This is a genomic window from Pseudomonas sp. efr-133-TYG-23 (assembly GCF_030209215.1).
In the GTDB taxonomy this organism is placed as follows: Bacteria; Pseudomonadota; Gammaproteobacteria; order Pseudomonadales; family Pseudomonadaceae; genus Aquipseudomonas; species Aquipseudomonas rhodesiae.
Genome location: NZ_JARVSL010000013.1, coordinates 1 through 13179 on the forward strand (window position 1 = coordinate 1; position 13179 = coordinate 13179).

A 13179-nucleotide genomic window follows, 5' to 3' on the forward strand; every position below is an offset into this window, starting at 1 on the left:
TGGGAGCGGGCTTGCCCGCGATGAGGCCATAAGCAACAACGCTAGACTCCAGCCCTAGCCTGCAAATTCAGGTGCGCCCGCTCCCACAGGGGAATGCGTTGCAAATGTGGGAGCGGGCTTGCCCGCGATGAGGCCATAAGCAACAACGCTAGACTCCAGCCCGAGCCTGCAAACTCAGGTGCGCCCGCTCCCACAGGGCAATGCTTTCCAAATGTGGGAGCGGGCTTGCCCGCGATGAGGCCATCAGCAACAACGCTAAACTCCAGCCCGAGCCTGCAAACTCAGGTGCGCCCGCTCCCCCGGCGCCAAACTGGCCCCGGCCATCGCCGACTCCACACACACAAACCCCGACGCCTCGTTAAAACTCACGCCCAACAGCGGTCGGCTGCCCGGATGCCACACCACAGTGTCGGCACTCTCGCCCGTGTCTATGCACAGTTCGCGCTGCCAGGCATGGTCCTTGAGGTGCAGTTCGCCTTCGTGCTGGAACACCCGCTGGCATCCGCCCTCTACGCGCAACTCGCCCTCCTGCTGGCACATCTGGCGGTTGAGCTGATCGTAACCTTGCGCGCCTTCGAGCCCAGACAGCGCTACCTCATCAACGTGACCAATACGCCAGTAAGCGTGCAACGCATGGCTCAACTGGCACGGCAGTTCGTCCTGATGCTCGGTGCTCAGGCGCAATTCCAAGGTAGCCCCCAGGTGCGCGTGCAGGTCCACCTGCCAGTCGCACAGTTGCAATTGCCAGTGCAGGTTCACGCCTTCGTCATCGCTGGAGCTATCGAGCAGTTTCCAGTCGATCAGGCGCGCCCAGCCATGGGACGGCCAGGCGTTTTCGCTTGGGTGACGGCCATACCATGGCCAGCACACCGGCACGCCACCACGAATGGCACCGACCTGCGGCCACTTGGCCGCGCACCACAGCCAGGGCTTCTGACCACGCGGCTGAAAATGCAACAGTTGCGCGCCCTGGCGACTGAATACCGCCTGGCACAGCGGATGATCGATCACCAACACGTCGCGCATCTGAAAGCGTTCCCAGGCGAACACTGGACGTTCGCGCAGGGATTTGAAAAAGCGTTGCAGCGGATGCTCATGCATGTGCCACGGTCCTGTATCACAGTGCTGCGCAAAAAAAAGCGGATAGCCATGGCTATCCGCAAATGCGCACAGAGAGAAGGAGCTTATCGCAACAGCGTTAGAACGTAGACTGAATTTTCAGACCCGCTACCAGCGCGTTGTCGACTTTGTCCACGCCGCCAGGCTGCACGACGTATTGCAGGTTGGGACGTACGGTCAGCCAGTTGGTAACGTGGAAGCCGTAGTTGAGTTCGAAGTTGTATTCGGTTTCACGAATCGGCGTGTACAGCGGGTTGTCATAGTCGCTGACGCCGTTAGCGGCATTGAGCAGTTCCGAGTTGCGCTTGACGTCATTGTTGACATGCAGGCGCGCGGCGCCAATACCGACGTCGTCTTTTGGACGCGCATCGAATGGGCCTTTGTACACCAGCATGAGCGACTGATAGTTGTCGACCAGGTTGGTTTCCTTGTCGTGGAACGTGGCGTTGGCTGCGATGTTCAGGCCGCGCGACGCGTCGCCGTTATGGGTAGTGAGTTGCTGCTGCGCAACGAACCAGTAGCCTTTTTTGCTGCTGCGGGTACGGAAGTCAGCGCCACTGAGGACCGCATCGCCACCGTTGACGTCTTCGCGAACATCCGGAGCATCGGCGGCGCTCTTGTAGTAACCCACGCGGTATTCGCCCGGCAGGTTATTCACTTTCGGCGACCAGACCAATTCCACCGGGATCACAGTACCTTTGGTACCACTGCCGCTGAGTTTGAAGCCATTGCCGTGTTCAAGCTGCGACGGGTTCTGGTTGTAGGCACCGATCTGGGCATACAGCTCAGGGGTGATGTTGTACTTGACGCGGATAGCCGCCTGGCTGACTGGCCAGTTGTACCAGGTGTTGACGTAGTTACCGACCTGGGAGCCGCAGAACGACAGGTTCTGGAAGTCGCATGGGAAGGTGTTGAAGTCTTCGCCTTCACCGAAGTAGCCCAGTTTCACGTCCAACTTGTTGTCGAACATCTGGTGCTGGATCCAGAACTGGGTCAGACGCACCATGTGGCCACGGCCATACACTTCTTGGGACGAACTCAGCGTGCCGGCACGCGGGTCGCCGATACGGTCGTTGGAGATGTTCTGGCCGTTACGATTGGTCAACTGGATCTTGGCCTGGGTGTTATCCCAGCCCCACAGTTTTTGCAGGTCCAGCGCCACACCCAGACCGAACTGGTCGGAGTAGCGACCGGTCTTGTCGTCGTTGTAACCACCGTGGGCGTTGTAGCCCATTTCCCCGACGTAGTCGGCCTTGATGTCGATACCTTGCTCGATCAGCTTGGTACGCTCGCCACCCCAGTCGCCGGTCATCCACTTGGAATCGGCGCTGAATGCATCGGCCGCCATCGCATTGGCGGACAATACCAGGGCTGCTGCTGCTGACAGTTGGCAGATCAGCCGAGTGTTGTTGTGTTGCTTTTTCATCCCTACATCCTCGTCTTTATTGTTATTAAACTGTTTTTATCTAACGCGGGTTACATTTTTTAACCAAAACAACAACTTATCTCAATCAACGGCCCTTGAACTGGGTCACGTTGTCGGCAGGCACCTGAGCAGGCAACGCGGCGACAGTGCCCAAACGCTCGCCGGTGTTGGCGTCAAACAGCAGCACCTTGGCCGGGTCGAACTGCAGGGTCAGGGTCTCCCCCACTTGCGGTGCCACATCCGGTGCCAGGCGGCAGCAGACTTTGGTGTCATTGAGCTGCACGAACACCAGGGTGTCCGGGCCGGTAGGCTCGGTAACCTGGACTTCGGCGCGAATACTCGACGAGCCATTGCCCTCCCCCGCCGCCAGCACGATTTGCTCCGGGCGCAGGCCCAGGATCACATCGCGGTCTTCCAGACCGGCGTCGTTCATCCCCAGCGGCAATTCGCAACGGGCCTGGCCGCTGTCGAGCAGCGCTACCAACTTCCCGTCTTTGCGTTTTAGACGCATAGGAACGAAGTTCATCGGTGGTGAACCGATAAAGCTTGCCACAAACAGGTTAGCCGGGTCGTTGTAAATTTCCTTCGGCGTGCCGAATTGCTGGATGATGCCGTCCTTCATCACCGCCACTTTGTCGCCCAGGGTCATCGCTTCGATCTGGTCGTGGGTCACGTAGACCGTGGTGGTCTTGAGGCGCTGGTGCATCAGTTTCATTTCGGTGCGCATCTCGACCCGCAGCTTGGCGTCGAGGTTGGACAGCGGTTCGTCGAACAGGTAGATCTTCGGCCGACGCGCCAGGGCACGGCCCATGGCCACGCGCTGTTGCTGGCCGCCGGAAAGCTGGCCCGGCTTGCGGTTGAGCAAATGTTCGATCTGCAGCAGCTTGGCCACGCGCGCCACTTCGGCGTCGATATCGGCCTGGGGCATCTTGCGGATTTTCAGGCCGAACTCGATGTTCTCGCGCACGCTCATGGTTGGGTACAGGGCGTAGGACTGGAACACCATGGCGATGTCGCGATCCTTGGGGCTCATGCCGCTGACGTCCTGATCACCGATCATGATCGCGCCACCGGTGATGGTCTCCAGGCCCGCGATGCAGTTCATCAGTGTGGATTTACCGCAGCCCGATGGGCCGACCAGGATCAGAAACTCGCCTTCCTTGATCGACAGTTCGATGTTCTTCAAGGTGTCGGGCAGGCCGGGGCCATAGGTCTTGTTTACATTGCGAAGTTCGAGCGTAGCCATGATTACCCCTTGACCGCGCCAGCCGTGAGGCCGCGCACGAAATACTTGCCTGCGATCACATAGACCAGCAGGGTCGGCAGCCCGGCGATCATCGCCGCCGCCATATCCACGTTATATTCCTTGGCCCCGGTGCTGGTGTTGACCAGGTTGTTCAGCGCCACGGTAATGGGCTGGGAGTCGCCGCTGGAGAACACCACACCGAACAGGAAGTCGTTCCAGATCTGAGTGAACTGCCAGATCAGGCAGACCATGATGATCGGCGTCGACATCGGCAGAATGATCCTACGGAAAATAGTGAAGAACCCCGCACCGTCTAGGCGTGCGGCCTTCACCAGTGCATCCGGAATGCTGACGTAGTAGTTACGGAAGAACAGTGTGGTGAACGCCAGGCCATAGACCACATGCACGAACACCAAACCGGTAGTGGTGCTGGCCAGGCCCATCTTGCCCAGGGTGAACGACGCCGGCAGCAGCACGGTCTGGAACGGCAGGAAGCAGCCGAACAGCAACAGGCCGAAGAACAACTGCGAACCACGGAAGCGCCACATCGACAGCACGTAGCCGTTCAACGCGCCGATGGCGGTGGAAATCAGCACCGCAGGCACGGTGATCTTGATCGAGTTCCAGAAGTAACCATCCACGGTGGCCCAGGCCTTGACCCAGCCGATACCGCTGACCACGGTGGGCCAGCTCAGCAGGTTGCCGGTGCTGATGTCTTCGGGGGTTTTGAAACTGGTCAGCAACATCACCACCAGCGGTACCAGGTACAGCAACACCGCCAGGATCAGCACCGCATAGATCGCGATGCGACTCAGGCTGATGGAAGGTTTGGCAGCGAGACTAGTCATGACGCTTGGTCCTCAGCTCGGAGTACAGGTACGGCACGATGATCGCCAGGATCGCACCGAGCATCAGGATGGCACTGGCCGAGCCCATGCCCATCTGGCCACGGCTGAACGTGAACGAGTACATGAACATCGCGGGCAGATCGGACGAGTAGCCCGGGCCGCCGGCGGTCATGGCCGCCACCAGGTCGAAGCTCTTGATCGCAATGTGCGCCAGGATCATCACCGCACTGAAGAACACCGGGCGCAGGCTCGGCAGCACCACGCTCCAATAAATACGCGGCATGCTCGCACCGTCGATCTGGGCGGCACGGATGATCGACTGATCAACACCGCGCAGGCCGGCGAGGAACATCGCCATGATGAAACCGGAGGCTTGCCACACGGCGGCGATGACCAGGCAGTAGACCACGCGGTCCGGGTCGATCAGCCAATCCAGACGGAAGCCTTCCCAGCCCCAGTCACGCAGGAGTTTGTCCAGGCCCATGCCCGGGTTGAGCAGCCATTTCCAGGCCGTACCGGTGACGATCATCGAGAGCGCCATCGGGTACAGGTAAATGGTGCGGATAAAGCCTTCACGACGGATACGCTGGTCGAGGAATACAGCCAGCAGCACGCCGATCACCAGGGTAATACCGATGAACATCCCACCGAACACGGCCAGGTTCTTGCTCGCCACCCACCAGCGGTCGTTGTCGAACAGACGCTGGTACTGGGCAAGACCGGCCCACTTGTAGTTGGGCAGGAACGTGGACGTGGTGAACGACAGCACAAACGTCCAAAGGATGTAGCCATAGAAGCCGACCAACACAATGAACATGCTAGGCGCCAGCACCAGTTTAGGTAGCCAGCGCTGCAATGCATCGAACGGCGAGGCCTTGCTGAACACAGCAACAGAACTCATGGGGAAATCCAATAATAAGACTGAAGGCAGCTACAAGCGACAAGCGTCAAGACATACCGCCCCGCTTGCAGCTTGTAGCTTGTAGCTAGTTCCTACTTGGCAGACTTGATCGCAGCGCCGAGTTTCTTGGCGGTGTCGGCCGGGTCGGCTTTCGGGTCGTTGATGTAGTTGGTCACGACATCGAAGAACGCGCCTTGCACAGCCAGGGTGGTGGCCATGTTGTGCGCCATGCTTGGTTGCAGGCCGCCGGTCTTGGCATCAGCCAGGAAGTCCTTGGCTGCAGTTTGGGCGCAGGAGTCGAAGCCGAGCTTGTCCATTTCATTGAGCATGTCGGTTCGAACAGGGATCGAACCCTTGTTGATGCTGAAGACTTTCTGGAAGTTTTCACCCAGCACGACTTTGGCAATGTCCTGCTGACCGGCCGCAGTGCCTTTGTCTTTCTGCTTGAACACCGCCAGGGAGTCGATGTTGTAGGTGAAGGCTTTGTCGGTACCTGGGAAGGCTACGCACTCATAATCCTTGCCGGCGACTTTCTTGGCGGCAGTCCACTCGGACTTGGCCCAGTCACCCATGATCTGCATACCGGCCTTGCCGTTGATGACTTTGCCGGCTTCCAGGTTCCAGTCCTGGCCTTTGCCGTCGACATCCATGTAGGTCGCGACTTTCTTCAGCTCAGTCAGGGCCTTGACCATTTCCGGGCCGGTCAGCGCGGCGTTATCCAGGTCGACCAGGGCTTTCTTGTAGCCATCGGCGCCCATCACCGACAGGACTACGGCTTCGAACACGGTGCTGTCCTGCCAAGGCTGGCCACCGTGGGCGAGCGGAATGAAACCCGCGGCCTTGAGCTTGTCGCCCGCTGCGTAGAATTCTTCGAGGGTGGTCGGGTTCTTGGTGATGCCGGCTTTCTTGAAGACTTGCGGGTTGATCCACAGCCAGTTCACACGGTGGATATTGACCGGTACGGCGACATAGTCACCTTCGTACTTCACGGTATCGGAGACTTTTTTGTCGAGCAGCGAATCCCACTTTTCTTCTTTGGCGACGTCTTTGAGCACGTCGGTATCGAGCAGGCCGGTGGACGCCCATTCCTGGATGTCGGGGCCTTTGATCTGGGCTACGCCCGGTGGGTTGCCGGCGACGGCGCGGCTTTTGAGCACGGTCATGGCAGTCGCGCCACCACCGCCGGCGACGGCACCGTCTTTCCAGGTGAAACCGTCTTTCTCAACTTGGGCCTTCAGGACATCCACAGCCGCTTTTTCGCCACCCGAGGTCCACCAATGCACCACTTCAACCGTACCTTTGGAGTCGGCGGCAAATGCACTGAGGGGGAACAACGAGGCAACGGAAATAGCAACGGCGAGGCGATTAATCGCGTTCATCTGAGTACCTTTTTTTGTTGTTATGCATGCAAGTCTTAGGCTTGCGCTGCACGGAGTTTAAACATGGATTTTTGGGGCGCAGGTAACAAAGGGATGCACAAACGTCACCACTTGGTGACATAGCTTCCGGCGTTCAAGGCGCTGGTCATGCTGGGCGCCAGCGGCAGCGCAGGCAGCACCACCGCTTGCCAGGCATGGTACAGGTCTGGCTTGCCGCCCCAAATCTTGCTGCTGGGTTGGTTATGTGGGCTGAGCTCGTGGTGCCAACTGCCCTTAACGCGGTCGATAAAGTGGCTGTCGCAGAATTCCCAGATTCGCCGATACCAGGTTTCGTAGTGCCACTCGCCGGTGCGCTTGAGCAGGGCCTGGGCGGCGGCGCTGGCTTCAGCGTGGGTCCAGTGCAGGCGCTCGCGCACCACCGGGCGATGGTTCCAGTCCAGGGTGTAGACAATTCCCGGCGCACCGTCCACAGACCAGGCGTATTCGCTGGCACTGGCGAACAGGCCCTTGGCGTCACTCAGCAGCCACGCGGGGGTGGGCAAGCCGGCATGCAGGCGCGCGGCCTCAAGGTGCAGCATCAGCCGCGCCCATTCGAAACCATGGCCAGGGGTGATCCCATAGGGGCGGAAACCATCGGCGGGGTTGTCTTCGTTGTAGGCCAGCAGGGGTTGCCAATGGGTATCGAAATGTTCGATCACCATAAATTGGCTGCCGGCGGCATGCTCGTGAATCAATCGCTCGACGATCCGCAGCGCGCGGTCCAGCCAGCGCGTATCGCCGGTGACATCGGCCAGGGCGAGGAAGGCTTCGGTAGCGTGCATATTGCTGTTGGCGCCGCGATAGGCCTCCAGCCCGCTCCAGTCCTGGGCAAAGGATTCGAGCATCACGCCCTCCTCTTCGCTCCAGAAAAACTGGTCGATGATATGGATAGCATCGGTGAGCAACTGCTGCGCGCCGGGCGCACCGACCACCACCGCAGAACTGGCGGCCAGCGCCACGAATGCGTGCAGGTAGGCGGCTTTACCTCGGTTGCCATCCAATGCACGAGGCGTGGCGAACCAGCCGCCGTGTTCAGGGTCCCGCAACGGGCCGCTGAGGGCCGCAACGCCATGAGCCACCAGCTCGGCGTAACCGGGCAAGCCCATGGCATGGGCCATGGCGAAGCTGTGGGTCATGCGGGCGGTGTTCATGGTTTCGGCGTGAGCGTCGGCGGGCAATCGACCGCTGGCGTCCAGGTTGCCGAAGCCGTCGGGCAGCCGCGAGGCTTTGGCGAATGTCAGCAGGCGCTGGCCTTCGGCGGCGAGCCAAGCGTGATGGGCAGGTGCATTCAGCCAACTGCTGGCGGGCAGTGGTTGGGTGGTCATGGGGCGGCCCTTATTGTTTTTTGTGGGATGACCGGAGTCTAAACAAGGGCCTTGCAGGGGCATGTAACGAAGGGGATAGGAAATGTCACCAGACGGTGACATTTCCTCAAGCGATTATTGCGTCGGCGTGGCGATCTGGCGCTGCAGGTTCTGCACCTGGCTTTGCAGGGTAGTGATATTGCGCGTGGTCTGGATGCGGAACACATCGAATTCCTTGTTGGTGGGCGCATCACTGTTGAGTGGCTGAGTCTCCTGCGCACTCTTGAGCACCACCAGGTCCTGCTCAAGGCGGGCAATGGCGGCGCTTGGGTTACCCTGCTTTTTCAGCGCGGCAACGTCGGCGACCAGGTCCTTGATCTCGGCGTCGCGCTTGGCGGTATCGCCCTGGGCGGCCTTGAGCGTCGCTACGGCGTCGGTGAGGGCTTGCACCTGGCCTTGCAACTTGGCATTGGCGTTGGACAAGTCGGTGGTGCTGGCCGTCATCTGTGCCAGGCGCTTGTCCAGCTCGGTGGCCTGGCCGGCCACGCCGAGTTGCTGCTTGCCCTGCTCCAGCAATTGCTTTTCCAACTGCTGGATCTGCAATTTCAACGCTTCGCTGCCGTTGTTCACATTGGCTTCACTGGCCACAACCTTGCCGGAAATGTCCTGCAAGCGCCCGGCCGCTTCTTCGCTGATGCGGGCAAAGCTCTCCTGGGTGGCAACCAATTGCTGGCCCATCAGGGAAATCTGCTGGAAGCTCCACCAGGCCAGGCCGGCGAAGGCGATCAGCAGCGCGCCGATCAAGGCCCACAACGGCCCGGTATTGGCGCTCTTGACCTTGACCACCGGGGTCGTGCGCGAACGCACCGAGGTGGCCGGGGTGGGTTCGAAATCATCGTCGTCCCCAAGGTCGGCCCGCAGGCTGGGAACGTTGTCGAAATCGTCGTTGGCATCGTTACGCATGGATCAACCCTGAATCATTGAAATGGCTGGCTGGAACGCCGAGCGGCGGCAGTATAAACCGCCGCCCCGCCGCACTGATCGACCGGGAACCCCACATTCGGTTCCCGGTGTGTTGCCGCTTGTGACCTTACCGGGTGCCCGGATCCTGAGCCTTCCACCAGCCGCAGAACTCGTCGAGGGCGGTCCACAGGCTGACCTTGGGCTCATAGTCCAGATAATGCCTGGCCCGACTGATGTCGAGGGTGAAATCTTTGTTCATGACCTGCATCCCCAGGCGCGACAAGGCAGGCTCCGGTCGACCGGGCCAGATCGCGCAGAATGCCTCGTTCAACGCTGCCACGCTGTAGGACAAACCGTAGGAACGATACCGTGTGACCTGGGGCAACTGCATTTGGCGCATCACATAGTTCACCACATCCCACACCGGCACCGGCGCGCCATTACTGATGTTGTAGGCCTTGCCCAGTGCCGAGCCGGTGGCGAGCAGACTGCTGAGCAGCGCTTCATTGAGGTTGTGCACGCTGGTGAAGTCGACCTTGTTCAGGCCGTCGCCGACGATCGCCAGGCGGTTCTTGCGCTGCATTTTCAGCAAGCGCGGGAAGATGCTCATATCGCCAGCCCCCGTCACGAAGCGCGGGCGCAGCGCCAGCACCTCAAGACCGAACTCCTGGGCGCCGAACACTTTTTGTTCCGCCAGGTATTTGGTAGCGGCATAGGGATGCTTGAAGCGCTTGGGCACTTGCTCTTCAGTCAGGCCTAAGTGGTCGCGGCCGTCAAAGTAGATCGACGGCGAGGACAAATGCACCAGACGCCGGACCCGCTCCTTGAGGCAGGCTTCGACCACGTTTTCGGTGACCAGCACATTGCCTTGATGGAAGTCCTGATACTTGCCCCACAGCCCCACGGCGCCGGCGCAGTGCACCACGGCCTCCACGTCTCGGCACAGGTCGCGCACCAGGTCGGCGTCATTCAGATCACCTTGGATAAACTCGGCGCCACGCCGCACCAGGTGCTCTACACCTTCGGCGCGTCGCCCGTTGACCCGCACGTCCAGGCCCTGCTCCAGGGCAAAACGCGCAAAGCGTCCGCCGATGAAGCCGCTTGCGCCGGTGACCAGAATCTTCATGTATTACCCCGTGTTCTTTCATTTTTCATCGCGGTTGCCTTGACGCACGCCGTCAGTCCAACGGCACCAACCATTGGCCGCACGCGTGGGCCAGATGGTCGGTCAACAAGTTCAGCAATTGCCCGCCACTGCGCCAATGATGCCAGTACAACGGCACATCGATCGGCTTATCTGGCAATAACTCCACCAACACGCCTTTTTGCAACTGGTCGCGCACCTGTAATTCGGGGACGAGGCCCCAGCCCAGCCCAGCTTCCGTCAGGCGGATAAAGCCTTCGGACGAGGGGCATAAATGGTGTTCGAAACCGCCGTCCACACCGAGCGACGCCAGGTAACGGTGTTGCAGGAAATCATCCGGGCCAAACACCAGCGCCGGGGTGCGGGCCAACTGATCGGCACGCACGCCGCCGGGAAAGTGCCGCGCAATAAAGGCAGGGCTGGCCAGTGCGCGATAACGCATGGCGCCCAGCAACAGGCTGCGCGCGCCGGCCACCGGACGCTCGCTGGCGCAGATGCAGGCCGCTACCTCACCGGCGCGCATGCGCTTGAGGCTGACCGCCTGGTCTTCCACCACCAGATCCAGCAGCAAGTGCTGCTCGGCGCAAAACCCACTGACCGCCTCGGCCCACCAAGTGGCCAAGCTGTCGGCATTCAAGGCGATACGCAGGCGCTCGGGCATGCCCTCTTCGTCCAGCGCCGGCACCTGACTCTGCAGGTCACGTTCCAGCAAACGCACCTGTTGCACATGGTTAAGCAGACGACGGCCGATCTCCGTGGGCGCCGGCGGCGTAGCCCGCACCAGCACCGGTTGGCCGATACGCGCTTCCAGCAGTTTGATGCGCTGGGAAATCGCCGACTGCGACACCCCCAGCACCTGCGCACCGCGTTCGAAGCCAGCCTGTTCCACCACCGCCGCCAGGGCGGAGAGCAATTTATAGTCGAACATCAGTTTCTCTAATGAGCGATCAGCAATATTGGTTTTTCTTATACAGCTTGCGTCGGGAGAATAGCCAGCATTGCTTCTCTTTATAAGGAACCCCGCCTATGGCCGGCGAAACCGCACTGGCAACGCTGCTGCGCAGCATGAGCCCACACCTCAATGAAGGTGACTACGTATTTTGTACCCTGCCCGACGGCCGTATCCCGCTAGCCTGCGAGGTCATCGGCAGTTTCCGTGAGCAGGAGGGCCTGACCCTCATCGTCGAACGTCAGCAGGCAGAACAGGCCGGCCTGGCGTTCGAGTACGTAGCCGCATGGATCACCCTGAACGTGCATTCGGCCCTGGAAGCCGTGGGCCTGACCGCCGCTTTCGCCAGCGCCCTGGGCAAGGCCGGCATCAGTTGCAACGTGATTGCCGGTTATTACCACGACCACCTGTTTGTCGGCCGCGCCGATGCCGAGCGTGCCATGGCTGTACTGCGCCAATTGGCGGCGACCGCGGAGTAAACCTTATGTGGCAAAGCTATCTGAACGGTCTGTTGGTCGCGCTGGGGCTGATCATGGCGATCGGCTCGCAAAACGCCTTTGTATTGGCGCAGAGCCTGCGCCGTGAACATCACTTGCCCGTGGCGGCACTGTGCGTGGTTTGCGATGCGATTCTGGTGGCCGCCGGTGTGTTCGGCCTGGCGACAGTGCTGGCGCAAAACCCGCTGCTGCTGGCGATTGCGCGCTGGGGCGGTGCCGCGTTCTTGTTGTGGTACGGCACTTTGGCGCTGCGCCGGGCGTTTTCCACGCAGAGCCTGGAGCAAGGCGGCAGTCTCAAGGTCCGCTCATTGCGCGCGGTGCTGCTGAGCGCACTGGCGGTGACATTGCTCAATCCCCATGTGTATCTGGATACCGTATTGCTGATCGGCTCGTTGGGCGCTCAGCAAACCGAGCCTGGCGCCTATGTCGCCGGCGCCGCCAGCGCGTCGTTCCTGTGGTTCGCCACTCTCGCACTCGGCGCGGCCTGGTTGGCCCCGTGGCTGGCGCGTCCATCGACCTGGCGCCTGCTGGACCTGCTGGTGGCGATCATGATGTTCAGCGTGGCCTATCAATTGATCAGCGCGTGAGCAATATTCCAAAACGCTCTGGAACCTCTATCCCACACAGTTGTTGCGTGGTTTTGCCACACCCCCGGTGCTATGATCCTGCCCCTGCGCCGCAAAGAGTACAAACTCCCCGGCGCATGTTTGGCCGCCCGTGATCGGCCTTGCGCTCACCGCAACTGACCTGATTAGGAGAATCATCATGGCTTTCGAATTGCCGCCGCTGCCCTACGCACACGATGCCCTGCAGCCGCACATCTCCAAGGAAACCTTGGAGTACCACCACGACAAGCACCACAACACCTATGTCGTGAACCTGAACAACCTGGTGCCTGGCACCGAGTTCGAAGGCAAGACCCTGGAAGAGATCGTCAAATCCTCTTCGGGCGGCATCTTCAACAACGCCGCTCAGGTCTGGAACCACACCTTCTACTGGAACTGCCTGGCGCCAAACGCCGGCGGCCAACCTACCGGCGCACTGGCTGAAGCCATCAACGCGGCGTTCGGTTCGTTCGACAAGTTCAAGGAAGAGTTCACCAAAACCTCCGTCGGCACCTTCGGTTCTGGTTGGGGTTGGCTGGTGAAGAAGGCTGACGGTTCCCTGGCCCTGGCCAGCACCATCGGCGCCGGCAACCCGCTGACCAGCGGCGATACCCCGCTGCTGACCTGCGACGTGTGGGAACACGCTTACTACATCGACTACCGCAACGTGCGTCCAAAGTATGTGGAAGCGTTCTGGAACCTGGTCAACTGGAAGTTCGTTGCCGAGCAGTTCGAAGGCAAGACCTTTACTGCCTGAGC

General features: G+C 60.5%; 13 protein-coding genes. 3 read left to right on the plus strand and 10 right to left on the minus strand.

Features of this window, described 5'->3' with window-relative positions:
- Nucleotides 1–255 precede the first annotated feature (255 nt).
- The 10 genes from QRN41_RS07745 to QRN41_RS07790 all read right to left on the minus strand — a co-directional run bounded on the left by QRN41_RS07745 (nt 256) and on the right by QRN41_RS07790 (nt 11297).
- Nucleotides 256–1101 (minus strand): D-hexose-6-phosphate mutarotase, encoded by an 846-nt coding sequence (locus QRN41_RS07745; RefSeq protein WP_034114960.1) that lies wholly within the window; start codon nt 1099–1101, stop codon nt 256–258.
- Nucleotides 1102–1198: 97 nt separating this feature from the next.
- Nucleotides 1199–2545, minus strand: a complete 1347-nt coding sequence (locus tag QRN41_RS07750) for a carbohydrate porin (protein WP_034139099.1) — start codon at nt 2543–2545, stop codon at nt 1199–1201.
- A gap of 85 nt (nt 2546–2630) precedes the next feature.
- A complete protein-coding gene (locus QRN41_RS07755) occupies nt 2631–3791 on the minus strand; it encodes an ABC transporter ATP-binding protein (protein WP_123478740.1) in 1161 nt (386 codons plus the stop codon).
- A 2-nt stretch (nt 3792–3793) separates the two neighbouring features.
- A complete protein-coding gene (locus QRN41_RS07760; protein ID WP_034100067.1) occupies nt 3794–4639 on the minus strand; it encodes a carbohydrate ABC transporter permease in 846 nt (281 codons plus the stop codon).
- Nucleotides 4632–5540, minus strand: a complete 909-nt coding sequence (locus tag QRN41_RS07765) for a carbohydrate ABC transporter permease (RefSeq protein ID WP_034100069.1) — start codon at nt 5538–5540, stop codon at nt 4632–4634. Before QRN41_RS07765 ends, QRN41_RS07760 begins: the two co-directional genes overlap by 8 nt.
- Nucleotides 5541–5632: 92 nt before the next feature.
- The gene (locus QRN41_RS07770; RefSeq protein WP_034100070.1) at nt 5633–6919 is read right to left on the minus strand and encodes an ABC transporter substrate-binding protein; all 1287 of its coding nucleotides are present in this window, start codon (nt 6917–6919) and stop codon (nt 5633–5635) included.
- A gap of 104 nt (nt 6920–7023) precedes the next feature.
- The gene (locus QRN41_RS07775; RefSeq protein WP_285421422.1) at nt 7024–8283 is read right to left on the minus strand and encodes a D-mannose isomerase; all 1260 of its coding nucleotides are present in this window, start codon (nt 8281–8283) and stop codon (nt 7024–7026) included.
- 114 nt (nt 8284–8397) lie between these two features.
- Entirely contained in the window at nt 8398–9225 is an 828-nt protein-coding gene (locus QRN41_RS07780) for an ATPase (RefSeq protein WP_123478738.1), read from the minus strand.
- Between the two features lie 127 nt (nt 9226–9352).
- Nucleotides 9353–10351, minus strand: coding sequence for an NAD-dependent epimerase/dehydratase family protein (locus QRN41_RS07785; RefSeq protein WP_094065418.1), 999 nt, complete (start codon nt 10349–10351; stop codon nt 9353–9355).
- A gap of 52 nt (nt 10352–10403) precedes the next feature.
- Nucleotides 10404–11297: a LysR family transcriptional regulator ArgP gene (locus tag QRN41_RS07790; RefSeq protein ID WP_034100077.1), complete on the minus strand. Its 894-nt coding sequence runs from the start codon at nt 11295–11297 to the stop codon at nt 10404–10406.
- A gap of 98 nt (nt 11298–11395) precedes the next feature.
- On the opposite strand from QRN41_RS07790, the gene QRN41_RS07795 reads away from it, so the two are divergent.
- The 3 genes from QRN41_RS07795 to QRN41_RS07805 all read left to right on the plus strand — a co-directional run bounded on the left by QRN41_RS07795 (nt 11396) and on the right by QRN41_RS07805 (nt 13177).
- Nucleotides 11396–11797 carry an ACT domain-containing protein gene (locus QRN41_RS07795; RefSeq protein WP_285421423.1) on the plus strand — a complete coding sequence of 134 codons (402 nt, stop codon included), beginning with the start codon at nt 11396–11398 and terminating at the stop codon, nt 11795–11797.
- A 5-nt stretch (nt 11798–11802) separates the two neighbouring features.
- Nucleotides 11803–12402 (plus strand): LysE/ArgO family amino acid transporter, encoded by a 600-nt coding sequence (locus QRN41_RS07800; RefSeq protein WP_040269280.1) that lies wholly within the window; start codon nt 11803–11805, stop codon nt 12400–12402.
- Between the two features lie 178 nt (nt 12403–12580).
- On the plus strand, nt 12581–13177 hold the full coding sequence (locus QRN41_RS07805) for a superoxide dismutase (RefSeq protein WP_003212997.1): 597 nt from the start codon (nt 12581–12583) through the stop codon (nt 13175–13177).
- Nucleotides 13178–13179: the final 2 nt, after the last annotated feature.